The sequence below is a fragment of the Sphingomonas sp. SP4 genome (assembly GCF_058313375.1).
The window spans coordinates 1,391,728-1,414,897 of record NZ_JBZFLE010000001.1; the positions used below are offsets into that span (position 1 = coordinate 1,391,728).

General features: G+C 62.2%; 21 protein-coding genes and 1 pseudogene. 7 read left to right on the forward strand and 15 right to left on the reverse strand.

What is annotated here, in order from left to right:
• Nucleotides 1-14: 14 nt before the first annotated feature.
• The 4 genes from AC4GYV_RS07055 to AC4GYV_RS07070 all read right to left on the reverse strand — a co-directional run bounded on the left by AC4GYV_RS07055 (nt 15) and on the right by AC4GYV_RS07070 (nt 4,205).
• Nucleotides 15-1,544 (reverse strand): hypothetical protein, encoded by a 1,530-nt coding sequence (locus tag AC4GYV_RS07055; RefSeq protein WP_491099942.1) that lies wholly within the window; start codon nt 1,542-1,544, stop codon nt 15-17.
• 55 nt (nt 1,545-1,599) lie between these two features.
• Entirely contained in the window at nt 1,600-2,316 is a 717-nt protein-coding gene (locus AC4GYV_RS07060; protein ID WP_491099943.1) for an aspartate/glutamate racemase family protein, read from the reverse strand.
• A 169-nt stretch (nt 2,317-2,485) separates the two neighbouring features.
• Nucleotides 2,486-3,922 (reverse strand): NAD(P)(+) transhydrogenase (Re/Si-specific) subunit beta, encoded by a 1,437-nt coding sequence (locus AC4GYV_RS07065; RefSeq protein ID WP_491099944.1) that lies wholly within the window; start codon nt 3,920-3,922, stop codon nt 2,486-2,488.
• Complete coding sequence (locus tag AC4GYV_RS07070; RefSeq protein ID WP_491099945.1) at nt 3,915-4,205, reverse strand: NAD(P) transhydrogenase subunit alpha part 2; 291 nt, start codon at nt 4,203-4,205, stop codon at nt 3,915-3,917. Before AC4GYV_RS07070 ends, AC4GYV_RS07065 begins: the two co-directional genes overlap by 8 nt.
• Before the next feature lie 269 nt (nt 4,206-4,474).
• Between AC4GYV_RS07070 and AC4GYV_RS07075 the strand changes: the two genes are divergently transcribed.
• From AC4GYV_RS07075 to AC4GYV_RS07085, 3 genes are all read left to right on the forward strand, one after another.
• Nucleotides 4,475-6,760: an EAL domain-containing protein gene (locus AC4GYV_RS07075; RefSeq protein ID WP_491099946.1), complete on the forward strand. Its 2,286-nt coding sequence runs from the start codon at nt 4,475-4,477 to the stop codon at nt 6,758-6,760.
• A 625-nt stretch (nt 6,761-7,385) separates the two neighbouring features.
• The gene (locus tag AC4GYV_RS07080) at nt 7,386-7,805 is read left to right on the forward strand and encodes a secondary thiamine-phosphate synthase enzyme YjbQ (protein ID WP_491099947.1); all 420 of its coding nucleotides are present in this window, start codon (nt 7,386-7,388) and stop codon (nt 7,803-7,805) included.
• A complete protein-coding gene (locus tag AC4GYV_RS07085) occupies nt 7,802-8,284 on the forward strand; it encodes a YbaK/EbsC family protein (RefSeq protein WP_491099948.1) in 483 nt (160 codons plus the stop codon). The genes AC4GYV_RS07080 and AC4GYV_RS07085 overlap by 4 nt, the downstream gene beginning before the upstream one ends.
• Here AC4GYV_RS07085 and AC4GYV_RS07090 read toward each other — a convergent pair.
• The 3 genes from AC4GYV_RS07090 to AC4GYV_RS07100 are packed head-to-tail and all read right to left on the reverse strand — an operon-like array spanning nt 8,249 to nt 10,672.
• Nucleotides 8,249-9,373 carry an NAD(P)/FAD-dependent oxidoreductase gene (locus AC4GYV_RS07090; protein WP_491099949.1) on the reverse strand — a complete coding sequence of 375 codons (1,125 nt, stop codon included), beginning with the start codon at nt 9,371-9,373 and terminating at the stop codon, nt 8,249-8,251. The genes AC4GYV_RS07085 and AC4GYV_RS07090 overlap by 36 nt on opposite strands.
• Before the next feature lie 2 nt (nt 9,374-9,375).
• Nucleotides 9,376-10,506 (reverse strand): Re/Si-specific NAD(P)(+) transhydrogenase subunit alpha, encoded by a 1,131-nt coding sequence (locus tag AC4GYV_RS07095; RefSeq protein ID WP_491099950.1) that lies wholly within the window; start codon nt 10,504-10,506, stop codon nt 9,376-9,378.
• Nucleotides 10,507-10,516: 10 nt separating this feature from the next.
• Complete coding sequence (locus AC4GYV_RS07100) at nt 10,517-10,672, reverse strand: hypothetical protein (protein WP_491099951.1); 156 nt, start codon at nt 10,670-10,672, stop codon at nt 10,517-10,519.
• A 138-nt stretch (nt 10,673-10,810) separates the two neighbouring features.
• On the opposite strand from AC4GYV_RS07100, the gene AC4GYV_RS07105 reads away from it, so the two are divergent.
• Entirely contained in the window at nt 10,811-12,247 is a 1,437-nt protein-coding gene (locus AC4GYV_RS07105; RefSeq protein ID WP_491099952.1) for a sigma-54-dependent transcriptional regulator, read from the forward strand.
• Here AC4GYV_RS07105 and folP read toward each other — a convergent pair.
• The 6 genes and pseudogenes from folP to AC4GYV_RS07135 all read right to left on the reverse strand — a co-directional run bounded on the left by folP (nt 12,244) and on the right by AC4GYV_RS07135 (nt 19,818).
• Nucleotides 12,244-13,314, reverse strand: coding sequence for a dihydropteroate synthase (folP, locus tag AC4GYV_RS07110; RefSeq protein ID WP_491099953.1), 1,071 nt, complete (start codon nt 13,312-13,314; stop codon nt 12,244-12,246). The two genes, AC4GYV_RS07105 and folP, sit on opposite strands and share 4 nt — an antisense overlap.
• A gap of 9 nt (nt 13,315-13,323) precedes the next feature.
• Nucleotides 13,324-14,457 carry a site-specific DNA-methyltransferase gene (locus tag AC4GYV_RS07115; RefSeq protein ID WP_491099954.1) on the reverse strand — a complete coding sequence of 378 codons (1,134 nt, stop codon included), beginning with the start codon at nt 14,455-14,457 and terminating at the stop codon, nt 13,324-13,326.
• A 236-nt stretch (nt 14,458-14,693) separates the two neighbouring features.
• Nucleotides 14,694-15,284: pseudogene (gene rnhB, locus AC4GYV_RS07120) on the reverse strand (ribonuclease HII); the annotation flags it as partial.
• Between the two features lie 69 nt (nt 15,285-15,353).
• Nucleotides 15,354-16,577 carry a bifunctional hydroxymethylpyrimidine kinase/phosphomethylpyrimidine kinase gene (thiD, locus tag AC4GYV_RS07125; protein ID WP_491099955.1) on the reverse strand — a complete coding sequence of 408 codons (1,224 nt, stop codon included), beginning with the start codon at nt 16,575-16,577 and terminating at the stop codon, nt 15,354-15,356.
• Nucleotides 16,578-16,620: 43 nt separating this feature from the next.
• Complete coding sequence (gene glmM / locus AC4GYV_RS07130; protein WP_491099956.1) at nt 16,621-17,958, reverse strand: phosphoglucosamine mutase; 1,338 nt, start codon at nt 17,956-17,958, stop codon at nt 16,621-16,623.
• A gap of 48 nt (nt 17,959-18,006) precedes the next feature.
• The gene (locus AC4GYV_RS07135; protein WP_491099957.1) at nt 18,007-19,818 is read right to left on the reverse strand and encodes a peptide MFS transporter; all 1,812 of its coding nucleotides are present in this window, start codon (nt 19,816-19,818) and stop codon (nt 18,007-18,009) included.
• Nucleotides 19,819-19,930: 112 nt separating this feature from the next.
• Between AC4GYV_RS07135 and AC4GYV_RS07140 the strand changes: the two genes are divergently transcribed.
• The 3 genes from AC4GYV_RS07140 to AC4GYV_RS07150 are packed head-to-tail and all read left to right on the forward strand — an operon-like array spanning nt 19,931 to nt 21,861.
• Nucleotides 19,931-20,518 carry a nitroreductase family protein gene (locus AC4GYV_RS07140; RefSeq protein ID WP_491099958.1) on the forward strand — a complete coding sequence of 196 codons (588 nt, stop codon included), beginning with the start codon at nt 19,931-19,933 and terminating at the stop codon, nt 20,516-20,518.
• A gap of 42 nt (nt 20,519-20,560) precedes the next feature.
• Nucleotides 20,561-20,917 (forward strand): GntR family transcriptional regulator, encoded by a 357-nt coding sequence (locus AC4GYV_RS07145; RefSeq protein WP_491099959.1) that lies wholly within the window; start codon nt 20,561-20,563, stop codon nt 20,915-20,917.
• A gap of 38 nt (nt 20,918-20,955) precedes the next feature.
• A complete protein-coding gene (locus tag AC4GYV_RS07150; RefSeq protein ID WP_491099960.1) occupies nt 20,956-21,861 on the forward strand; it encodes an L-threonylcarbamoyladenylate synthase in 906 nt (301 codons plus the stop codon).
• Here AC4GYV_RS07150 and msrA read toward each other — a convergent pair.
• The gene (msrA, locus tag AC4GYV_RS07155; protein WP_491099961.1) at nt 21,858-22,406 is read right to left on the reverse strand and encodes a peptide-methionine (S)-S-oxide reductase MsrA; all 549 of its coding nucleotides are present in this window, start codon (nt 22,404-22,406) and stop codon (nt 21,858-21,860) included. The two genes, AC4GYV_RS07150 and msrA, sit on opposite strands and share 4 nt — an antisense overlap.
• A gap of 42 nt (nt 22,407-22,448) precedes the next feature.
• Nucleotides 22,449-23,156, reverse strand: coding sequence for a PilZ domain-containing protein (locus tag AC4GYV_RS07160; protein WP_491099962.1), 708 nt, complete (start codon nt 23,154-23,156; stop codon nt 22,449-22,451).
• Between the last annotated feature and the right edge of the window lie 14 nt (nt 23,157-23,170).

Genomic DNA, 23,170 nt, shown 5'->3' on the forward strand with positions numbered 1-23,170 from the left:
CCGCCTTGCGAGAGCTAGTGAGCCTCCGCCTTGGCCAATCCCAACGTCGAGAGTCTCCGGCCCGGCGCCATCGCGAGCGCCTTACGGTAAGCAGCCGCTGCGCCGCTCTTGTCGCCGGACGCCAGAAGCTCGTCGCCCAGCATCTCCCAGCTCAGCTTTTGCATGAGCGGTGGACCGAAGACGACCGGGAGCGCTTCTTCTGCTTCCGCCGCAGCCCGAAGGGCCTTCAACCCGTTGTCGCGCTGACCTCCAGCAAGCAGAATGATGGCGTCACCCTGCGCGACCGCCCGGTCGATCCAAGGGAGCAGCTGGTCTTCGTCCGGAAGCTCCTTAGGCAGTGCACCGGCGATCGCATTGCGTGACGCTCGCATTTCGGCGGCTGCCTCAGCGGCAGCCTTTGGATCATTGCGCGACGCGAGCACTCGGCCGTTGGCGAAAACGAATCTCGCATATTCGTGATGGCCGGGTGGCAAGGTGGTAGGCTTTTCCCACTTGCCCGCCTCGACACCGCGACGAACAACCATGTCGGCAAGCGAACCGACATCGTCTTCCTCGCCACCGATGATGGTCTTGTCCTTGGCAAGCTTCGCCGGATCGAGCGCGGTCTTCCGGCAGCGCTCGATGTCCTCGACGGGATCCTTGCCCTCCTGGAACTGTGCATAAACCAGCCAGATCGGGCCGTGACCGCAATCCATGCTCATGTGATGCGCCGCCATCTTCTGGTTCGCGAGAGCGATCGCGCGTTGATTGGCCGCTACCGTTTCCGGCCACATGCCGAGCGCCAGGAAAATGTGTGACGTCATGTGGAGCGCATGCGGCGATTCCGGCGCGATCTTGTCGTAGAGCACGGCCGCCTTGAGCCCGAGCTTCGCATGGGCGGGATCGTCGTAGGAATGGATCATGTAATGAACCACGCCGGGGTGATGCTGGTGCGTCGGGAACTGCTTCTCTAAGATTGCCCCGGATTTCAGGTAATTGGCCTCGTTGCGAGTTCCGTGTGAGCGGCCCAGGGTTGCAAGCGCATCGAAGGCCTGAACCTCGACGTCGTCAGGATAATCTTTCGCGAGCACATTCATTCTGTCGGCATAGGCTACGTCCCGCTCGAACTTCGTGCCCGGCCCATAGAGGGTTTCTACAGCTGCGAGCCAAGCTTTCTCCTTCGGCGTCTTGGCTTTGGCCGCTCGCGCTTCGGGCGTGGGGCCCAGCTTCGCGAGGATCGCGCGCGCCTCATCAGTATGCTGCTCGGCCCACAAGGTGTAATTATGAGCCATTGCCTCGCCCCAGTAAGCGAGCGCGAAGTTCGGATCCGCGGCTTCGGCTTCCTGGAAGCTCTTCACCGCCTGCGGATATTCGAAATTGTGAAGCAGCTTCACTCCGCGGAGAAATGGAGCCTGAGCCGCGGCGTTGCCGCTGTTCGGAAAATCGATCTCGCCGAGCTGGTCGCCGACCGGCATCTGGCCGTGCGGGCGATCCGGAACCTGGCTGATCGCGGCGACGGGCAAGGTGAGCGCCACTGCGCTCAGGAAACCTGCAACTCTCCCCATGCAGCACCCCCTTATCGGGGCGCAGCGTATCAGTCTCAGGCAGCTTTCGCCAAGATCAGGCGGCTGCCCTCGCCTCTTCCTCTTCGGCGAGCATCCACTCGACGCAAGCGCGAGCGTGGATCGCCGTCGTGTCGTAGACCGGAATGACGTTAGCCCGCACGTCGACTGCCATGACCAGCTCTGTGCAGCCGAGAACGACGGCCTGCACCTTCTGCTTGGCGAGTTCAGTGATCAGCGTCTTGAGCTTGCGCTGGCTGTCGCGGACGACGCGACCGGCGGCGAGTTCCTCGAAGATGATTCGGTCGACTTCCTTGATCCACATCGGATCGACCGAGACCAGCTCAACCCCGCGCGATTCCAAGCGGCTCCGCACGTGCGGCTCGGTCATCGTGAAGCGCGTGCCAAGCAGAGCCACGCGCGACCGCCGGTCCGCAACAAGCTGGTTTGCGGTGGCATCGCCGATGTGGAGCATGGGAACGCGGATGTTGGCTGCGACCGCGTCGAAGACCTTGTGGCCCGTGTTCGAGGTGATGATTACGGCCTCGGCGCCGGATGCCTCGAGACGCTTCGCAGCTTCCAGCGATACACGCGCAACTCCGTCCCAGTCGCCCGAGAGTTCCATCTCGGCGAACGGCGCGAGGTTCAGGCTTTCAATCGCAAGAGAAGCGCTGTTCAGCCCCCCAAGCCGCTGGGCCACCAGCCGGTTGATGTGCTCGTAATAGAGCGCTGTGGACGACCAACTCGTCCCGCCAATGATCCCAAGCTTGCGCAAGCCGCGCCCCCTTCTGTCCGCGCGAATACTTAACCGCGCCCCTATTCAACTTCTGCCGATTGAATCGGCTCGGGCTGAATTGTCCAGCAACTTTGCTCGGGCGACAAGTCGTAAATATCTGATTTAGCGCAAATTTAACTCGCTTGCGACGACCTGTTGAAAAGAGCGCCTAGCCCAGCGCCTTCACGATCTCTTCCGTCATCTTCTTCGCGTCGCCGAGAAGCATCATCGTGTTGTCCCGGTAGAAGAGGTCGTTATCGATGCCGGCGTAGCCGACGCCACCCATCGACCGCTTCACAAACAGAACAGTGCGCGCCTTCTCTACGTCTAGCACCGGCATGCCGTAGATGGGTGAGCTCTTGTCGCTTTTCGCTGCAGGGTTGGTCACGTCGTTCGCACCGATGACGTAAGCGACGTCCGTCTGGGCGAACTCGCTGTTGATGTCCTCCAGTTCGAACACCTCGTCATAGGGCACATTGGCCTCGGCCAGCAGGACGTTCATGTGGCCGGGCATTCGGCCCGCCACGGGGTGGATCGCATATTTGACCTTCACGCCCTCCTTCTTGAGGAGGTCGGCCATCTCGCGAACAGCATGCTGCGCCTGGGCGACCGCCATGCCGTAGCCAGGCACGATGATCACCTGCTCCGCTTGCTTCATCAGGAATGCGGCGTCTTCGGCCGAGCCGCGCTTGTAGGGCCGATCGATGGCGGCCGCATCGCCGCTGCTCGCCACCGCCCCAAAACCTCCGGAAATGACGGAGAGAAAGCTGCGATTCATCGCGCGGCACATGATGTAGCTGAGGATTGCGCCTGAGCTTCCGACGAGCGCGCCGGTGATGATCATCGCGCTGTTGTGCAGCGTGAAGCCCATAGCAGCCGCGGCCCAGCCGGAATAACTGTTCAGCATCGAGATCACGACCGGCATGTCCGCGCCGCCGATCGGGATGATCAAAAGGAAGCCGATGGCGAAGCTCAGCCCCATGATGGTGAAGAAGACCCACGGGGACTGGTCCTGCAGGAAGTAGGCGATCAGCCCGAGGATAGCGGCCAAGGTACCGAAGTTGATGATGTGCCGCCCTGGCAGCAGGATCGGCTTGCCCGACATGTTGCCGTTGAGCTTCAGGAACGCGATCACCGATCCCGAGAAGGTGATCGCACCGATGGCGACACCGAGGCCCATCTCGATCCGGCTCTGCGGAAAGATGCTGATGAACGACGGCGTCGCGATCGGAGTAAGGCGAACGCCGATTCCGAATGCTTCTGGGTTCAGGTAGGCCGCCGCGCCAACCAGCACCGCCGCCATTCCCACGAGGCTGTGGAACGCCGCTACCAGTTGCGGCATCGCAGTCATCTGGATCTTGCGAGCCGTGACCAAGCCGATTCCGCCACCGATCAGAATCGCCCCCGCGATCGCAGGCAAGGATGCAAGTGAATGGGTCCAAAGCGTGGTGCCGATGGCGATGGCCATGCCCACCATGCCGGTGAAATTGCCACGACGGCTGCTCTCCGGGCTCGAAAGCCCTCTCAGTGCGAGGATGAAGCAGACACCGGCAATAAGGTAAGCAAGCAGGATCCAGGCGGACTGCGCGTGTGCCGCCTCAGCCATCCTTGCGCTCCTTCTTCTTGTACATGGAGAGCATTCGCTGGGTGACGGCGAAGCCGCCGAAGATGTTCACGCTCGCCAAGGCAACCGCAACGAGGCCCAGCCACTTCGACGACACGCTTCCTGCCGCAGCTGAGGCAATCAGCGCGCCCACCACGATGACAGACGAGATCGCGTTGGTGACGCTCATCAACGGCGTATGGAGTGCCGGTGTAACCGACCAAACGACGTAATAGCCCACGAAACAGGCCAGCACGAAAATCAACAGGATGGAAATGAAGTCCATCAGGCCTCCTTCAAGCCAATCTTCACTGATCTTCGCACCGAGGCAGGGATGTGCAGCGGCTGTGCGTACGCGAAGTGTCGAATTGTTGTTTCGTTCCCCGCCCTTCCCGCTTCATGCGTTGGACATTGCACATTTGCAGGGCGGTAGGACAGATGGAATCGCTCTCGTCTGAAACTGTCCGATTTCGTTGTTAATCGTGACTCGGTTATCAATTTTCTAACCTTTTCACGCGCATGCACGGGCGGCCTATTGGAAGGAAGCTCGGGCAAGTGTCGAAGCGGAGTAAAACCGGAGAGCCGCGCAAGCAGTGGAAGCTGCTGATGTGGACGGCCTTTGCCGGGTTGATCTTCGGCTTGATCGGCATGGGCGAGATTGCCGAGGATCCGCTACGCACGGCCCGAAACAGCCTGCATTGGCACAAGGCCAGCGGCCAGGTCGTGCTCGTCAAAATCGACGATGAAGCACTTCGGAAGGTCGGTCGGTGGCCCTGGCCCCGCCGTTACCATGCGGAGCTAATCGACAGCCTGACACAGGCGGGCGCGAAGCGGATCCTTTTCGATGTCGCCTTCTTCGGCAGCACCGACCGCGCCAATGATCGCGCAATGGTTGACGCCCTGAAGCGCTCAGGCCGGGTGGTTCTTGCGACGCGGACCCGGTCAGGACCGCGGGACGGCACCGAAGAAGGAACGCCGCTACCGTCCTGGGCAGACGCCGCGAAGGGCCTCGGCACGATTAGCTGGGTATATAATTTCCAGCAGGCCGTCATTCGCATCCCCTATTCCGGGAAGCTCGGTAATCAAACGGTCCCCTCCTTCTCCGCGATTCTTTCAGGTCGTCAGGGCCCGGCCAACGCGACCTTCGCTCCTGACTATTCCGTCGATCCGAAGTCGATCCCGAGCGTCTCGGCCGCCGCCGTCCTCGATGAGAAGTTCGACCGTCGCCTCATCGCAGGCAAGGACGTCGTTGTAGGCGCGGCCAGCGAAAACATCGGCGATCAGTTCTTCGTGCCTGGCACGGGACGCATGGCCGGGGCTTATGTCCACATCATCGGGGCTGAAACTCTCAGGAATGGCACTCCCTCATTCCTGGGTTGGGTTCCGCTTTTCCTGGCAGCGTTGGTCATCAGCGGACTGGCTCTGACGCTCCGTGATGGAAGGAAGCAGGCCGCCATTCTGGTCGTAGGCGCCGTGGCGTTTCTCTTCGGCCCAGCTCTCCCGGAAGCTTATCTCGTCTCGCTCGACATCACACCGGCGCTGTTTGTCATTTTGACGATCATGAGCGTGCTCGGGTGGAGGCATTACGTAGCACGCGGACTCGTCAACCCGATTTCCAACCTGCCTAACCTCAACGCGCTGCGAGGAAACCGGCAGGGTCGCGAGAAGGCACTCATCGCCGCCCGCATCCTGAATTATGAGGAGATCGCGGCGACGCTTCCACCGCAGAGCGAGAAGCAACTCGTCGAGCAGATCGTCGCTCGCCTGACGGTCGGATCGCCCGGCCGCACGCTCTATCAGGGCGACGCGGGCATTTTCGCGTGGTTCGCGGAACCGCGGGAGCCTTTCGGCAACCACCTAGAGGCGCTTTACGCACTCTTCCGCAACCCTGCCCGCATTGCCGGCATGTCGATCGACCTCTCCATTTCGTTCGGTGTGGAAGTCGGGAGCGGCCGGTCGATCACCAACCGGCTCGCGAGCGCGTTAGTTGCCGCCGAAGAAGCCGCTCACGATGGGCTCAAGTGGAAGTATCACGACCCCGAAAGCCTCGAGAATGCATCGTGGAAGCTATCGATGCTCAGCCAGCTCGACGAGTCCATCGACCGCGGTGAAGTGTGGGTCGCTTATCAGCCCAAGCTAGAGCTGAGCACACGGCGGATTGTCGGCGCCGAAGCGCTGGCGCGCTGGACTCACCCCGAGAAGGGGCCGGTCGCTGCCTCCGAGTTCGTTGCCGCGGCTGAACAGAATAACCGCATCGGCAAGCTCACCGACTTCGTCCTCGAGCAGGCGGTCGCCGCGGCCGCGCAAATCAACAAGCGTGGGACCGACTTCGAGATCGCCGTGAATCTCTCGGCGCGTCTTCTCACGGACAAGGGCTTCACCCTGAGACTGTCGGCCCTCCTGGCGCGTCATCGGCTGCAGCCCGATCGCCTGACGCTCGAGCTGACTGAGACTGCGGCGCTGACCGGTGGCGAAGGCCTCGACATGATCTCGCGGCTGCGAGATCTCGGCGTCAACATCGCGATCGACGATTACGGCACCGGCCTGTCGACGCTGGACTATCTAAAGAAGATTCCGGCCAACGAGATCAAAATCGACCAAAGTTTCGTGAAGGGCGTGGTCGATAATCGAAGCGACCGCCTGATGGTCCAATCGACGATTGGTCTTGCGCACTCCCTCGGCCGCAAGGTCGTCGCCGAAGGCGTCGAGCATCGTGATATCCTCGACATACTTGTCGAGATGGGCTGCGATATCGCGCAGGGCTTTGCCATCGGCCGGCCCATGAGCCTTGAGAGCCTGACGAAGCGCCTCTCCGCCGACCGCAAGCGCGGCGCCGCCTAACTAAACCTCAAACCGCTGAACTTCCCATCACGGGACAATTGTGCCCGAAATAGAAACATGGTTACCCATTTACTAACCTTAAGAATTAAGGTTGATATGTCTCTGCTGTCGAATCGCAGTTGAGAATAGGGGTTTGGGACATGAAGAAGATCGATCCGCGTCGCGGCATCTGGACTTGGCTCCTCGGCGGCGGTTGGGCCGGCGGCGGCGCCAACGGCTAACCCAGTTTCGCCTGAATAAGTTCAGGTAAAAGCATGAAGAAAGCGCCCGCTTTTCAGCGGGCGCTTTTGTTTTGAGCTCATCACTTAGGGAAGCGGTAAGAAGTCTTAATCGTTAATAAAGGTTAACGGTTTGCTAACCATGTCGATTAAGGTTAATATGCTCCTCGATTGCCGGATCAACAGTCTCTGAAGAGGGGCATTGCAATGAAGAAGATCGATTCACGTCGTGGGATTTGGACCTGGCTGCTTGGCGGCGGCTGGTGTGGCGGTGGAGCCAACGGCTAGGCCTGATCGGTCCTACGAAATCAAAGAGTTACCAAACGCCCGCTTCCGAGCGGGCGTTTTCGTTTTGGCAACTATCACCGCGGCTGGCGAAGGCGGTTTGCGCTGGCTAAGCCATCGTCATGCTTCGCCAGGAAAGTCACACGCTCCCGATTCGCGCGAGTCGCCCGGGCCTGTGCGAAATCACTTCCGAAGTAACCGATTGGCTCGACGGCATCGGCATCCGGGAAGGACTGTTGACTCTCTTCTGCCGCCATACTTCCGCGTCCTTGGTCATCCAGGAGAATGCGGCGCCCGCCGTGAGGCGCGACCTCGAAGCATATTTTGCTCGCCTCGCACCTGAAGGCGGCCCTTATGAGCACGACGATGAAGGACCTGACGATATGCCCGCTCATTTGCGGACGGCGCTGACCCAGACTCAGCTCTCGATTCCCATCCGCGACGGTCGCCTGCTGCTCGGCACCTGGCAAGGCATATTCTTGTTCGAGCACCGCCGAGCCACTCCTGCGCGTGAAATCGCACTCCACGTGATCGGCGAATGAGCCTCGAGTCCGTTCGCGCCTGGCTTCAGGATAAAGCGCCCGATCTGCGCCTGATCGAGGTCGAGGACACGACGGCCACGGTCGAGACTGCGGCAAAGGCACTCGGCGTCGAACCGGGACGCATCGCGAAGACGCTGGCGGTCCGTGCAGGCGATCATTTGTTCCTGCTGGTCGCGCGCGGCGACTCGCGGCTCGACAACCGCAAGTGCAAGGATGAATTCAGCGCCCGTCCGCGAATGCTGCCGGCGGACGAGACGCTTGAGCTCACGGGCCATCCCGTCGGAGGCGTCAACCCGTTCGGCCTCAAAACCCCCCTGCCCGTCTACCTGGACGTTTCCCTTCAGGACTACGACGTGGTCTATCCTGCGGGCGGCTCGCTCAACACGTCGGTCGAGGTGCCGACCGAGAGGCTTTTCGAGCTGGTTGCTGAACGCTGGGTCGACCTATGCCGGCTGCCGGAGGAATCGCCCGGGGCTTAGTTCGGCCGGCGTCACGCCCTCGACTGGCCAGGATTCGTTGAAGACTAGCGCCGCGGTGATCTGGGCCATTGCAGGAGAGGTCTGAAGGCCGAACCCGCCCTGCCCTGCCAGCCAAAAGAAACCCTCGGATTCTGCTGCGAACCCTGCGGCCGGATGCCTGTCCCGTGTGAAGGTCCTCAGACCCGCCCAGCGGCTGTGGATCCGCTCAACCTTCACCCTCGTCCGCTCTTCCATGCGGTGGGCAGCAAGCGCGACCTCCAGCTCGTCGGGCTGTGCATCGCATGGTGCACTCGGGACCTCGTCCATCGGAGAAGCAAACAGGCGTCCGCTTTCAGGAGCGAAATAGAGTTCGTCCCGTACCGTCTTCGCGAATGGCAGGTGATCGAGATCGCTCCCTGGAGGTGCGTCGAAGGTGATGATCGTGCGGCGCAGGGGTTGCAAACCAAGGGGCTGCACGCCTGCAAGCTCCGCTACTTCATCGGCCCACGATCCCGCGGCGTTCACGAGGGTTGCAGCCGAATAATGCGCACCGCTCTCAACACCGACGTCCCAGCTATCCCCCATGCGCCTGATCGAGGCGACGCGGGATTCGGTGCGCAGGTCACCACGATTGGCTCGAAGCACGCCGAGATTGCCTTGCAACAGCGCGTGCGGATCAAGGCGGAGGCCGTCGGGATCGGCGAGGCCGCAACAAGCGTCATCCCTGAGCAGCGGGCAAAGTTCATGCACTCCCCGGGCGTCCAGGCGATCGAGCTTCGCAAAGGGCGTCAACGCCGTGAGCAGCGAATCCAGCGCTTCACGCTCATCCTCGCGGCCGTGAATAAGCACCGGCATCTGTTTGCCCAGCGGTACATCACTGAAGCCCTCGGGCTGCTGATCGAAGAAGGGCCTGCTGGCGTGCGTCAGTTCTCGGATGAGGCGATCGCCGAGCGCGTAATGAACCATCGTCGCGCTTCGACCCGAAGAGTGAAATCCGACCTGCGATTCCGCTTCGAGCACGGTCACGCTGGCGCTTTTCGACAACTCCGCAGCCGCGGAAAGTCCGGCGATGCCGCCGCCGATGACGAGAATGTCGCTTGTGTTCGCCACGCTCAGGCGGCGGGCGCGAGCCGCTCGCTAACGACCCTGCCATCCTTCGTGAGCCGAATGCCCTTCACGATCTCATCGTCGTCCGGAAGCACGGGCCGGTCGTGCTCCTTGTCCCAGAACGCACTCAGGAAATTGTAGAGGTTGCGGGCAAACAAAGCGGACGAGTCCGCCGCCAACGTCTTCGCCAGATTCGCAGCGCCGATGATCGTCACGCCGTGCTTGGTGACGCTTTCTCCCGCTACGGTACCTTCGACGTTGCCGCCGGCATCCGCCGCCATGTCGACTATCACGCTCCCAGGACGCATCGTTGCAATCTGCGCATCGCTGATCAGCCGCGGCGCGGGCTTGCCTGGAATGAGCGCGGTAGTGATGACGATGTCCTGCTTGGCGATATGCCCAGACACCAGCTCGGCCTGCGCCTTTTGATATTCCGGAGACATTTCCGTCGCATAGCCGCCGGCACCCTCGCCTTCGATGCCAGCGACATTCTCAACGAATATCGGCTTCGCGCCGAGCGACTGGATCTGCTCCTTTGTCGCCGAGCGAACGTCTGTCGCGCTGACCTGCGCCCCCAGGCGCCTGGCCGTCGCGATAGCCTGGAGACCCGCCACGCCGACACCCATAACGAACACCTTGGCAGGGCTGATGGTACCTGCTGCGGTCATCATCATCGGGAAAGCGCGGCCGTACGTCGCCGCGCCATCGACCACGGCTTTGTAACCGGCGAGGTTCGACTGCGACGAAAGCACATCCATCGACTGTGCCCTGGTGATACGCGGCATCCACTCCATCGCCAGCGCTTCAAGTCCGGCGGCAGCGTAAGCGTCGATGGCTGCGCAACGTCTCAACGGGTCGAGCCCTCCGACTAGCAGCGCACCCTTTTCGGCGCCCTTCAATGTGTCCGGCTCCGGACCGCTCACGCAGAGGATGATACCGGCGTCCTTCAGCACATCGGCGCGACCTGCGGTTGTCGCGCCCGCAGCTTCGAACTCGCTATCGGGAACAGACGCGGTCTCGCCCGCACCTTTTTCAACGACGACTTCGGCACCGAGCGCGACGAACTTCTTCACCGTTTCGGGGATCGCGGCGCAGCGGGTTTCCCCGGCCGCTTCCTTGAGAACCGCGATCTTCATGCGGGGCGAACTATCGGCCGAGAATCAGCAGAACGATGAAACCGATGATGAGGCAGACGATCGCGCCCCATTTGAGCAGCTTGGTGAAGCGCTCATAGTCGCGGACGTGGACCGCAACCTCATGTGTGGGTGGATTTGCCAGCAGCGGCTCTTCGTCGTGGGCCATGAATTCCCCTTTTTCGGATTGGCGTTCAGACCGTCCATAACAACGCCGGGCGCCCTGCCCAAGACCTGAACACAACCCATCCAAGCCTTAAGCTCGCATTTACCCCTTTGCCGATAGGTTGCGGGGCGAAGGGTACCCATGCGCGAAGAACCGACACGTTGCCTGTTGCTGCTCGACACTGATGTCGACGAACGCCGTTTGATCTCTGCGATCGCGGCGCGCGCCGGCTGGAGCGTGGTCGGTGCTTCCGACGAGGAGGCTGCAACGGCCTTGCTTCAGGGCCAGCATGGGCGTGACATTCGCGCCGCGCTGCTCGGTTCCTGGAACGCCGAAAAAGGGCCTCAACTGATCGAGGCTGTTCGGCAGAAGCGCGAGAAGCTCCCGGTTATCGTGCTCTCGCACGGCGACACTGTCTCGGTGGCAGTCGAAGCCATGCGTGCCGGTGCTTCAGACTTTCTCGTTCGCCCTGTGGCTCCAGAGCGTCTGCTCGAGGCACTCGCCGCGAATTCGGATCGCCGCAAGGCAGCCGGTGAGCTTGCGCCCGTCTCGGAGAAGCTCGCTCCCGAGTTGGCACTGGAGCAACTCGTGGGCGCGGCCCCCGAATTCCGCGCTGCGCTTGCCGTGGCCGCCAAGGGTGCCCGCAACCGCCTGCCGATCCTGATCATCGGTGAGCCGGGCACCGGCAAGGAAACCGTCGCCCGCGCCATTCACGCCGCGAGCCTTCGCGCCAAGGGTCCGCTCCTGTCGCTGGACTGCAAGGCGATCGCGGCGAACATTATCGACAGCGAGCTGTTCGGCCATGAGAAAGGCGCCTTCCCAGGCGCATTCACCCCGAAGACTGGCAAGCTTGTGCTCGCGGACACGGGGACGCTGCTTCTCGACGAGATCGGCGCACTTCCCGCGGAGACGCAGGAACGCCTGGACCGTGTTCTCGCGACCGGAGAGGTTCGCCCGGTGGGCCTCAACGGAAGCCAGTCGGTCGACGTCCGCATCATCGCCACGAGCAGCCATCCGCTGCCTGAGGATTTCCATCCGGGCCTCGCTGAACGCATCGGTTCCACGACTGTCACCCTGCCTCCGCTCCGTGAACGGAGCGGCGATATCCCGTCACTAGCGCGCCATTTCCTGAATCGTCTCTCCGATCAAACGGGGCTACGCCCGCTGTCGATCGGCAACGACGCCCTCGCAATATTGATCCGCTACGGCTGGCCCGGAAACGTTCGGCAGCTCGCCAGCGTGCTTTTCCGCGCAGCTTTACAGTGCGACGGCCAATCGCTCACCGCCGAGCACTTCCCGCACATCGCGATCCAGTCGCGCTACTCGGCTCGCCGCACCGATTTCGCGCCGACGCTCAGCGAAGCTCGCAGTGAGGAAGCGATCGCCGGTGCTCCCGCAGTCACGCTCTACACGAGCGAGGGCCATCTTCGCCCACTCGAGGAAATCGAAGCGGACATCATCCGCCTCGCCATCGGTCACTATCGCGGGCGCATGACCGAAGTCGCGCGGCGTCTCGGGATCGGACGCTCCACGCTCTATCGCAAGCTCGGCGACCTCGGAATCGACACCGCTGCCTAAAGGCGCGGGGTCAGCGCCTGATCGCGTAGGCCTCTCCAGACACGAAGCGCCTGCACCGTATCGTAGACGTCGTGCACGCGCAGAAGCTGGGCGCCCTGCTCGACGGCCTTCAACGCGAAGGCGATACTTCCCCCCAGTCTCTTGTCCGCGGCCGCTTCGGCCGACAGCGCACCGATCGTGCGCTTGCGGCTCGCACCCACGACCAACGCACAGCCCAGCGAATGGAACAGCGCCAGGCCGTTCATGATCTCGAGATTGTGGCCGACGTTCTTCCCAAAGCCGAAGCCGGGGTCGATCAGGATGCGATCGCGAGAAATGCCTGCCTGTTCGGCGGCCGCGACCCGTTCCGCTAGCCAGTCATAGACTTCGATCAGAACGTCGTCGTACCGCGGGTCATCCTGCATCGTCTCAGGGGCACCCTGATGGTGCATCAGAACAACGGGGACGGATGAAGCCGCGACAATCCCGGGCGATCGCGCGTCGTAAGTCAGAGCGGACACGTCGTTGATCATCCGCGCGCCGGCTTCGAGCGCTGCCGTCATGACGTCAGCCTTGCGCGTGTCGACCGAGACGGCAGTGCCACCCAGCGAAAGCTGGCGGATGATCGGTGCTATGCGTTCGACTTCGTCGCCTTCCCAGACCGGTTTCGCGCCAGGTCGAGTGGATTCTCCACCGACGTCGATGATCGCAGCGCCCTGGCTCGACATGTCCGTGCCGGCTTCAGCGGCTGCAGAGGCATCAGCGAATTGACCGCCATCGGAGAAGCTATCGGGCGTCGCGTTGATGATTCCCATTACTTGCGGCTGATCCAAACGGATCGTCCGCTCGCCGAGGTGGAGGGGCGCGCGCGCGGCCGTCAGCGCCTTCCACTGCGCTGCCATGTCATCGTCGAAGCGGCTCTCGATACCCTCGACAGGCACCAGTTCAGTCCGGACGCGCCGGTTGCCTTCAACACTCAGCAGTTCGACGGCCGAGAACCAGTTGAGGCCGCCGGCGAGCCGCGCGACCTTTCCGTCATGACCAAAAGGAGAATCGACGAACCCGGTGGGGCGAAGAAGCGTGCGCATGCAGCCGCGCTATAGCGCGGACAGATGCTGCTGGCGCAAGGCATCCAGCGGCTGGAGCCCGCTGCCCTTCTCGACATGCCAGAAGGTCCAGCCGTTGCACGACGGCGCGCCCTGAAGAGCCGCGCCGACCTTATGGATAGAACCAGCATGCGCCTCGCAAGCGATGGAGCCGTCGGCCCGAACTTCTGCCGACCAGCGGCGCTTGGCGTCGATGATCCGTGTTCCCGCGGGAACCAATCCGCTTTCCACGAGCACCCCAAACGCCACTCGCGGCTGTTCGCGCTTATCCGGCACCGTCTGCATCGCGCTTTCGTCGAGCGGCAGTGTGGACGTGATGCGCTCACGCGCGACCTTAATGTACGAAGGTTCGCGCTCGATCCCGATCCAGCGGCGTCCCAACCGCCGAGCCACCGCGCCCGTCGTTCCCGTCCCGAAGAATGGGTCAAGCACCACGTCGCCAGGCTTCGTGCAGGCAAGCAGGATTCGGTAGAGCAACGCCTCTGGCTTTTGCGTCGGATGCGCCTTGGATCCGTCGTCCCCTTTCACCCGCTCGGATCCGCTGCAAATCGGCAGCAGCCAATCAGATCGCATCTGAAGATCGTCGTTCAACGCCTTCATTGCGCGGTAATTAAAGGTGTAACGCGCGCGCTCGTCCTTGGCGCACCACAGCAAGGTCTCATGCGCGTTGGTGAAGCGCGTACCGCGGAAGTTCGGCATCGGGTTCGACTTGCGCCAGACGATGTCGTTGAGGATCCAGAACTCGGCGTCCTGGAGCAGCGAGCCGACGCGGTAGATGTTGTGATAGCTGCCGATCACCCAGATTGTGCCGTTATCCTTGAGGATCCGCCGAGCCTGCTCAAGCCACTCGCGCGTAAAATCGTCATAGGCGGCGAGGCTGTCGAACTTGTCCCAATCGTCGTCGACCGCATCGACACGGCTGCCTTCGGGACGGAACAGATCTCCACCCAGCTGCAAATTGTAGGGCGGGTCCGCGAAAATCATGTCGACGCTCTTGTCCGGCAGACGCGCCATCTGAGCGATGCAGTCGCCTTCCAGGATCTGGTCGATCGGAAGCTCGCGCTTCGCCGGGCGCGCCGGGCGATAGGAGGTCGGCGCCTCCGCAATGCGGGCGATCAGGTTCATATGCGTACGGCCCCCTTCTTCTCAAAAAGGGTGAGTCAGCCGGGACTCGCCGTCAAGCGATCAAGCGTTAACGCCCGCGCTGATACGTTCCAGAATTATGCGGCCGAACGCGGCTGCTCCACAATATGTTGAGTCAGAGCTTCGGGCGCGGACTCAATCTGTGGTGGGTGTGACTCGAAAGACTCGCTGGCTCCGATTTGTTCGAACACGAGCTCCGGCTGATCGGCAGCGGTCACGATTTCGCGAACGAGTCCGAAGCTGCGGCGGTGGAGCGGCGTCGCCCCCAACTCGCGCAAAGCACGGCGATGGTCCGGCGTCGGATAGCCCCGGTTACGCTCCCATCCGTAGCCAGGATATTCGCGCGCATATTCCACCATCATGCGGTCGCGCGTCACCTTGGCGATGATCGATGCCGCTGCGATCGACCGACACTTGGCGTCCCCATCGACGATCGCCTTCGATGGTCGCTGCCATTTCGGGCAGGCGTTCCCGTCAACCAATACCCAGGCAGGTTCGAGACCGAGTGCCTCAACCGCGCGCGTCATGGCGAGCATGCGCGCCCAATAGATGTTGATCTGATCGATCTCTTCGACCGTCGCGATGCCGACACCCCAGGAGGCGCATTTCACCAGCCTGCCGTAAAGCGCCTCACGCTTTTCGAGCGGCAGGTTCTTGGAATCGTCGATTCCGCGCGGAAATTTGTCCCGGTCCAGGATGCAGGCTGCGGCCACGACAGGGCCTGCCAACGGCGCGCACCCCGCCTCGTCAACGCCCGCGAGTGGCTGCGGAAATTCGAGTTCCAGCTTGAAGGAGCACCGCCGAGGCATCGAGTCGCCTTGTGCACCCCGCTAAACCGCGCGGTCTAGACCGCCAGACGACTGAATTTGTGGAAAACTTCAGTCTTCTTGCATGCGCCATGGCGGGAAGCGGCGCGCTTCGCCTGCCTTGTAGAGGAAGATGATGTTGCCGTCGGGATCGCGCAGGCGGGCCTCGCGCCACATCCACGGCTGGTTGCGCGGGCCGTGCTCGAACGCCAGCCCGCTGCGAGCCAATTGCTCGACGCGGTCGTCGAGATCGTCGCACTCCAAATAGATTGCGGTCGTCGCGATGATCTTTTCTTCCGGGTCGATCTGCACCGAGAAGGTTGCGCCGCCCGCAGTCTCAAACCGCGCATAATCGGGCGGATTGTCGACGATCTGCTTCAAGCCAAGCTTCTTATAGAAATCGACCGAACGCTGGTAATTGGTGCCAGTAACGGTGACCTGATTGAGCCGCGGCCCCGTCCCGACGTCCAGACGGACACGGGCCTGGCCGATTGGGCCAGAGCCCTCCCCCAAGCCAGGCGCATCATGGAGCGCCACACGAACGAACTCGCGTGCCCGCGCCACTGCGTCGGATAGCGACGACCCGTCGGCGAGGAAGAAGGCGATTGCGCTCGCAAGCGTACAGCCCGTGCCATGCGTGCTCGTTGTATCGATCCGCTGGCCCTGCCAGCTCGTCATATTGTCTTCTTCGATCAAGGCGTCGGCGAGTGCATCGCCCTCTTCGTGACCGCCCTTGATCAGCACCGCGCAGCCATGAGCGCCAACCAAGTGCAAGGCGCCGGCCACCGGATCCTCCTCGGAAGTCAGCCGCTTGAGTTCGGGCAAGTTCGGGGTGGCGATGGTCGCCACGTCCATAAGACGACCGAAGGCGGCGATCGTCGCGTCATCAGCAAGTGCAGCCCCGCTAGTGGCGACCATCACCGGATCGAAGACGATCGGCAGACCCGGCTGCTCTGCTTTCAATCGCTCGAGACGACCTGCGACTTGTTGTGCGGCGAAGGCGCTGCCGATCATGCCGATCTTCACCGCATCGATGCCGATATCGTCCACTACAGCGTCGATCTGCGCAAGCACCGTCTCAGTCGGCACCGGGTGGACTGCGCTTACGCCCGTGGTGTTCTGGGCCGTGATCGCCGTCACAGCGGTCATAGCATGGCCGCCGAGCATCGTGACGGTCTTGATGTCCGCCTGAATGCCCGCGCCGCCGCCCGAGTCCGAGCCGGCGATGATGAGGACGCGGGCCGGCTTCGTCACCTTTGCCGCCTTCGATCCGCTCCCCGGAGCGAAATTTTCCATGTGCACGGAAACGTCGTTTGGCGGACAAATACGAACAAAGCGTTCACGCCGCCGACTGCACGGCCTCGCAAATGTCGTCGACGACGCGCTGGACGAGCGCAGGATCGTCACCCTCGGCCATGACGCGTATCAGGGGCTCGGTGCCGGATTTGCGAATGACCAGACGGCCCTTTCCTTCCAGCTCTGCCTCGGCGGCCGCGATCCGTTTGCGCACGCTGTCTGCTTCGAGCGGGGCACCACCATTGAACCGAACGTTCTTCAGAAGCTGTGGCAGGGGTTCGAACTGCCGGAGCAGCTCGCTGGCGGGGGCCTTCGCTTCGACGAGGGCTGCAAGCACTTGGAGTCCGGCAACCAGGCCGTCGCCCGTCGTCGAATGGTCCGCGAGAATGATGTGGCCGGACTGCTCACCGCCGATGTTGCAGCCGGTCTTCCGCATCTGCTCGAGCACGTAGCGGTCCCCAACGGCGGTCCTCAGGAGCTTCAGTCCAGCGTCGCCGAGCTTCCGCTCAAGGCCGAGGTTGGACATGACAGTGGCAACTACGGCATCCCCCTTCAGCTCACCGCGGCTCTTCAGTCCGAGTGCAATCAGCGCCATCAGCTGGTCGCCGTCGACCATCTGGCCCTTCTCGTCGACCACGATCAGCCGGTCGGCATCACCATCCAGCGCCAGGCCGATGTCTGCTCCATTGGCGACCACGGTCTCCTGCAGCAGCTGCGGATGAGTCGAGCCGACGCCGTCGTTGATATTGAGGCCGTTTGGCGAGACGCCGAGCGGAACGACTTCCGCACCAAGCTCCCACAGCGCCTCGGGCGCCACATGATAAGCCGCTCCATTAGCGCAATCGATCACGACCTTTAGGCCGTCCAGACGTAGGTGCTCCGGGAAAGTCGACTTGGCGAAGTGAATGTATCGGCCGCGCGCGTCATCGATGCGCCGGGCTCGCCCGATCAGTTCTGATTTGGCGAGCTTCGGACCTTCTTCGAGCCGCCGTTCGATCGCATGCTCGTCCTCGTCGGAGAGCTTGTAGCCGTCGGGCCCGAACAGCTTGATGCCGTTGTCGGCGAACGGATTGTGAGAGGCGGAGATCATCACGCCGAGGTCGGCCCGCATCGACCGGGTCAACATCGCTACCGCGGGCGTCGGCATCGGGCCCAGCAAGACGACGTCCATGCCGACGCTGGTGAAGCCAGCGACCATCGCCGATTCCATCATGTAGCCGCTGAGGCGCGTATCCTTGCCGATCACCACGCGATGGCGGTGATCGCCGCGAAGGAAGTGCGCTCCGGCCGCCATGCCGACCGCAAGCGCCATCTGCGCGGTCATCGGGTCGCGGTTCGTCGTCCCGCGAATCCCATCGGTTCCGAAGAATTTACGTGTCATTGCGAACGCTTTAGCGCGTTTAGGCGATCGGGCGCTACGGGCTCAGTCTTACTTGACGCCGTGCATCCACTTCTGAAGCGGCCATGACAGGAGGAACAGCACGACGCCCGCACCGATCGCGATCCACGCGATGGTGGTGAATGTCGAAGTGTAAGTCTCCAGGCTCACCTTCAGGTTCGTCACCTGGCCGCCCACCGTCTCGACACTCGCGAACTGCGCAACAACGCCTGCCACATATTGCGCGACGGAGATCGACAGAAACCACACGCCCATCATCAAGCCGACCACCCGAGCGATGGACAGCTTGGTAATCATGCTGAGGCCCACCGGCGAGATGCAGAGTTCGGCCAGCGAGTGGATGAGGTAGAGGCCGGCAAGCCACCACAGGCCAACCTGGAAGTTGTTGCCCGGTCCGGCGAAAGTCGAACCGAACACCAGGAACAGGAAGCCAAGCCCCACGCCAATCAGCGCGATGGAGAACTTCACCGGAATTGACGGCTCAAGGCCGCGCTTTGCCAGCTGCGTCCAGAGGATGCTCATGATCGGCGCGAACAGGACGATGCTGATCGGATTGAAGTTCTGCGTCTGCGGCGCCGACATGGTGAACAGGCCGAACACGCTGCGGTCGGTATTGCGGTCCGCGAAGAGCGTCAGCGACGACCCCGCTTGCTCGAACAGCGTCCAGAAAAAGACGTTGAAGATGATCAGCACCATTGCGGCTGTCATCATCTGCGCTTCGGTGCGGCTGCCCTTCGTGTAGGACCAGATCAGAATAGCCGGCACGCTGATGATGAAGGTGCCGAACAGCAGCTTGCCCATCAGCGGCAGCGACATGATGTAGCCGAGGAAGCCCGAGCCTTCCGCCGGCGGAGCGGCGTTCATCAGGTTGCTGAAGAGGAACACGACAACTGGCACCGCGATCAGCGCGCCGATGTAGATCGCAATGTCCCTGTTGGGCGCATTCTGCGGTCGCTCACCATATCCCGCGAGACGCCCGCCATCGAACTGGATCAGGGCATAGCTGATCAGCATGCCGACGCCCGCGAGGCTCAGGCCGGCCCACCAGCCGAACAAATCTGCGAGCAAGGGACAGAACAGCTGACCCAGGATCGAGCCCATGTTGATGCCCATGTAGAAGATTGTGAAGCCGCTATCCCTGCGGCGGTCACCCTGGTCGTAGAGCGTTCCGACGATTGTCGAGATGTTGGGCTTGAAGAAGCCGTTGCCGACCGAGATGAGCGACAGGGCAATCAGCATGACCGCAAGGGTTAGGGGATTGCGCTCGCCGCCAGCTTCCATTGAGCCTTTGGGGAGGCGTTTTGCCTCGGCGCCGTTGTCGAGAAGCGAGATCGATCCGTCCTCATTGCCACGGATCTGAAGCTTCTTGCCCTGGTCGACAATGTAGCGCGTTTCGTTCGGATCGCTTGTCGGCCGGTCGACAAAATTGTCGACGACGACCTCGTATCGTTGACCGTCGATGGTCGCGTAAGGCTTGGCAGGTGATCCACCGAATGCCAGCGTGAAGTATCCGATCGCCATGATGATGGCGCCGAACTTCACCGCTCGCTTGGACCCGAGGAATTGGTCAGCAAGGAGGCCACCGACGAGTGGCGTCAGGTAAACGAGTGCCGTGTAACCGCCGTAAAGGCCGGTCGCCTGCTGGTCCGAAAACAGGAAGTGCTTGGTCAGGTACAGCGTGAGCAGCGCACGCATGCCGTAGTAGCCGAACCGCTCCCACATCTCCGTGGTGAACAGGCGCGCAAGCTGGCGCGGATGCCCGAACCAAGTTCCTTTGTCGGCTGGATTTGTCTTTCCCGAAGCAGGTGAAAACGGTTCTTCGACGGCTGGCGTATCGACCATCCGGTATCTCTCCCCTGGCGCAGCCCGCGCCGATGCGCGCGACCGTAACGAGCAAATTCCGCTTGTGAAGCGGATTGTTGGCTTGCGCTCGGCTCTCTATCTGCCCTGATGAATGCTCAATGACCGCTCATCCATCTTGTCGTTCCTGGAGACCCGACGCTCAGGGAAACCGCGCGAACTCGTAGGGCCGGGCCCGTCCGCCGAAGAGATGCAGCGCATCCTGACCATGGCTGCTCGAGTCCCAGATCACGGCAAGCTCCACCCATGGCGTTTCGTGACGGTATCCGACGACCAACGCGACGTTCTCGGCGCGATTTTCCGGCAGGCGCTGGCCGATGAAGACGATTGCGCGCCGATCGCGAAGCATGAGGCAGCCGACCTGTTCGCTCACTATGCAGGGCAGCTCGTCGTCCTTGTTTCGGCACCCGTCGAAAATCACAAGATTCCAGTTTGGGAGCAGCAGCTGTCCTGCGGCGCCGTTGGTATGAACCTGCTGCTCGCGGCCCATGCGCTGGGCTATGTCGCCGGGTGGGTGACCGGCTGGTACACCTATTCGGATCGAATTCGCGAAGCCTTCTGTGAATCGGGTGAACGGATCGCGGGGTTCATCTTCATCGGGCAGCCTTCGCGGGAGCTGGAGGAGCGCCAACGACCGGAACTGTCAGAGGTGTGGACGCCGTGGCAGCCGCCGGAACTCTGATTTTTTCATTGTAATAAATGCGATTAGCTGTATTATTACACCATGACGCTCCGCACTCAGCACGACAAGCCGGTTTACGTTCGCCTCCGTGAGACGATCGCCGATGCGATCCTCGCCGGAAAATATGGCGATGGTGATCCGTTGCCGTCGGTCCGGGCGCTCGCCGCCGAGGAGCAGGCAAATCCCCTGACTGTGGCTAAGGCTTATCAAGGCTTCCAGGATGAGGGCCTGATCGTCGTGAAGCGCGGCGTCGGGATGTTCGTCGCTCCCGGGGCCCGTGGGCGCCTGCGTGATTCCGAGCGCAATCGCTTCCTCAAGGAGGAATGGCCCGAGATTCGCGCGCGCATGAAGCGGCTCGGCATCGACGCAGGCGAGCTGATCGAGCGCGAACGCGCCTGATATTCCGCTCAAGTCCGGAATCCTCTAGCGGCGTCCGCATGGAGATGCACGTTTGCCCCTTCACTGATCATGTTATCGCCAATGCTGCGCAGCTGATCATTGCGGGCCAGCCTGTCGCGGTCGCCACCGAGACCGTTTACGGCCTCGCTGCAGATGCGACGAATGCTCAAGCCGTCGCACGCATCTACGAGGCAAAAGGACGTCCCAGCTTCAATCCGCTTATCGTGCACGTGCCGGACTTCGAAGCCGCGCAGCGCATCGGGGAATTCTCGAACGAGGCGCGGACGCTTGCGGACGAGCACTGGCCGGGCCCGCTGACCCTGGTCGTGCCGCTCCGCGAAGGCTCGGACATCGCGTCCATCGTAACCGCCGGCCTGCCGACCATTGGAATCCGCGTCCCCGCTCATCCGGCGATGCAGGCCCTCCTCCGCGCCGTCGGTCGCCCCCTCGCCGCTCCGTCAGCCAACGCTAGCGGCTCCATCAGCCCCACTCGCGCGGAGCATGTGCTGAAGAGTCTCGGAGGTCGCATTCCGTTTATCGTCGATGCTGGGCCGACCGAACGAGGCATTGAGTCGACAATCGTGGCAGCCGGGGGTGGACCGCTGCGATTGCTGCGGCCCGGGCCGATCGAAGTAGATGCTGAACCGAGTTCCAAGGCGAAGATCGAAGCCCCAGGCCAGCTCGCGAGCCATTATGCACCATCGAAGCCCCTGAGACTCGATGTGACGTCGGCAGACGCCGACGAGTTCGTGATCGGCTTTGGTAGCGCAAGCGGAGACGCGAACCTCAGCCCTTCAGGCGACCTCGTCGAGGCAGCGGCTCGCTTGTTCGACCGGCTTCACGAGGCTGACGCTTCAGCGAAGCCGCGCATCGCGGTCGCACCGATCCCCGATCAAGGCTTGGGCGCGGCCATCAACGACCGCCTGCGACGCGCCGCAGCTTAGGCGGTAGCGCTCGCGCTCTTGGTGCGAGCCTGGAAGCTCTTGCGAAGCTTCTGCAGCTTCGGCGGAATCACCGCGATGCAGTAGGGATTCCGCTGTCCTTCACCTGACCAATAGTCCTGGTGGTAATCTTCGGCCGGATACCATTCGCTCTTCGGCTCGATTGTCGTGACGACACGGCCGTTATTCTCCTGATTAGCTCGCTCGATGGCCGCACGGGCCTGTCGCTCCTGCTCTTCGTCCTGCGGGAAAATGGCGGAGCGATACTGCGTGCCGATGTCGTTGCCCTGGCGGTTCAGCTGCGTCGGGTCATGCGTAGCGAAGAAGATGTCGAGCAAATCGTCATAGCTGATCTGCTCGGGATCGAAGGTGACGCGAATCGCCTCCGCATGGCCGGTATCTCCGCCGCAAACCTGCTTGTAGGTCGGATTGGCGACTGCACCGCCAGTGTACCCGCTCTCAACCGACTTCACCCCGACAACATCGAGAAAGACGGCTTCGGTGCACCAAAAGCATCCGCCTGCCAGGACTGCGACTTGATCAGCCATCCGTTCGCTCCTTGCTGATTGGAGCGGCCGAAATAGTGCTGCTTAGCTTGCTTTGTAAGACGCCTTGAGGCTTGCGAGCTCGAGCCGCTTGCCGACCCACTCGCTGAGCTCGTCGAAATTGAGTGGTTTGTCGAAGACGATGCCGGCCTTGCGATCGGAATACCAGCGAACCTCGCCCTTAATCGGGCGCAGGCTCTCCACGACCACTATCACTTTCTTGCCGACGCAATATTCCTCGATCGGCTCGACCTTCATCCCGCCGAGCGAGATGTCGTGGACGTCGACGCTGTAATAAAGCTTGCCGACGCGCACAGATGCCTTGCAGGCAATCTCAAGACGCGGGGGGCGAGGACGGAAGCCGTGGCGCGGCTTGCGACCCGCCAGCAACTCGCCAAGATCGAGGTTCTGGTCGAATTTCAGACCGACGAGGTCTTCGCGAATCCAGACGACCGTTGCCGGAAGCTTCTGCGACGACAACTCGACGTGCATCTGCTCGCCGACCTCCGGAACGTTGGGCACAATGGCCATCAGGCCGCCTGCGGAGAGGTTCTTCACTCGGATGAGCTGCTGAGCGCCCGATGGACCGGTGAGCTTCGCAACCCGAAGCATCGCCGACATGCGCTCGTCACCACGGCGCTCCACGGGACGCGGAACGGCGGTCGACAGCGAGACCGTCGTGGAATCGAATTCTATTTCGCTATCCGGATCCTGACGGACGTCAGACTTCCTACGGATCAGCGATGAGAACATTGGTTAAGCCTCCG

What these genes read in the sequence shown, in the direction of transcription:
- AC4GYV_RS07055 (WP_491099942.1), bottom strand. Translation starts at nt 1,544, where the DNA reads ATGGGGAGAGTTGCAGGTTTCCTGAGCGCAGTGGCGCTCACCTTGCCC.
- AC4GYV_RS07065 (WP_491099944.1), bottom strand. Translation starts at nt 3,922, where the DNA reads ATGGCTGAGGCGGCACACGCGCAGTCCGCCTGGATCCTGCTTGCTTAC.
- AC4GYV_RS07070 (WP_491099945.1), bottom strand. Translation starts at nt 4,205, where the DNA reads ATGGACTTCATTTCCATCCTGTTGATTTTCGTGCTGGCCTGTTTCGTG.
- AC4GYV_RS07080 (WP_491099947.1), top strand. Translation starts at nt 7,386, where the DNA reads ATGCTTCGCCAGGAAAGTCACACGCTCCCGATTCGCGCGAGTCGCCCG.
- AC4GYV_RS07085 (WP_491099948.1), top strand. Translation starts at nt 7,802, where the DNA reads ATGAGCCTCGAGTCCGTTCGCGCCTGGCTTCAGGATAAAGCGCCCGAT.
- AC4GYV_RS07095 (WP_491099950.1), bottom strand. Translation starts at nt 10,506, where the DNA reads ATGAAGATCGCGGTTCTCAAGGAAGCGGCCGGGGAAACCCGCTGCGCC.
- AC4GYV_RS07100 (WP_491099951.1), bottom strand. Translation starts at nt 10,672, where the DNA reads ATGGCCCACGACGAAGAGCCGCTGCTGGCAAATCCACCCACACATGAG.
- AC4GYV_RS07105 (WP_491099952.1), top strand. Translation starts at nt 10,811, where the DNA reads ATGCGCGAAGAACCGACACGTTGCCTGTTGCTGCTCGACACTGATGTC.
- folP (WP_491099953.1), bottom strand. Translation starts at nt 13,314, where the DNA reads ATGCGCACGCTTCTTCGCCCCACCGGGTTCGTCGATTCTCCTTTTGGT.
- AC4GYV_RS07115 (WP_491099954.1), bottom strand. Translation starts at nt 14,457, where the DNA reads ATGAACCTGATCGCCCGCATTGCGGAGGCGCCGACCTCCTATCGCCCG.
- thiD (WP_491099955.1), bottom strand. Translation starts at nt 16,577, where the DNA reads ATGGAAAATTTCGCTCCGGGGAGCGGATCGAAGGCGGCAAAGGTGACG.
- glmM (WP_491099956.1), bottom strand. Translation starts at nt 17,958, where the DNA reads ATGACACGTAAATTCTTCGGAACCGATGGGATTCGCGGGACGACGAAC.
- AC4GYV_RS07135 (WP_491099957.1), bottom strand. Translation starts at nt 19,818, where the DNA reads ATGGTCGATACGCCAGCCGTCGAAGAACCGTTTTCACCTGCTTCGGGA.
- AC4GYV_RS07140 (WP_491099958.1), top strand. Translation starts at nt 19,931, where the DNA reads ATGCTCAATGACCGCTCATCCATCTTGTCGTTCCTGGAGACCCGACGC.
- AC4GYV_RS07145 (WP_491099959.1), top strand. Translation starts at nt 20,561, where the DNA reads ATGACGCTCCGCACTCAGCACGACAAGCCGGTTTACGTTCGCCTCCGT.
- AC4GYV_RS07150 (WP_491099960.1), top strand. Translation starts at nt 20,956, where the DNA reads ATGGAGATGCACGTTTGCCCCTTCACTGATCATGTTATCGCCAATGCT.
- msrA (WP_491099961.1), bottom strand. Translation starts at nt 22,406, where the DNA reads ATGGCTGATCAAGTCGCAGTCCTGGCAGGCGGATGCTTTTGGTGCACC.
- AC4GYV_RS07160 (WP_491099962.1), bottom strand. Translation starts at nt 23,156, where the DNA reads ATGTTCTCATCGCTGATCCGTAGGAAGTCTGACGTCCGTCAGGATCCG.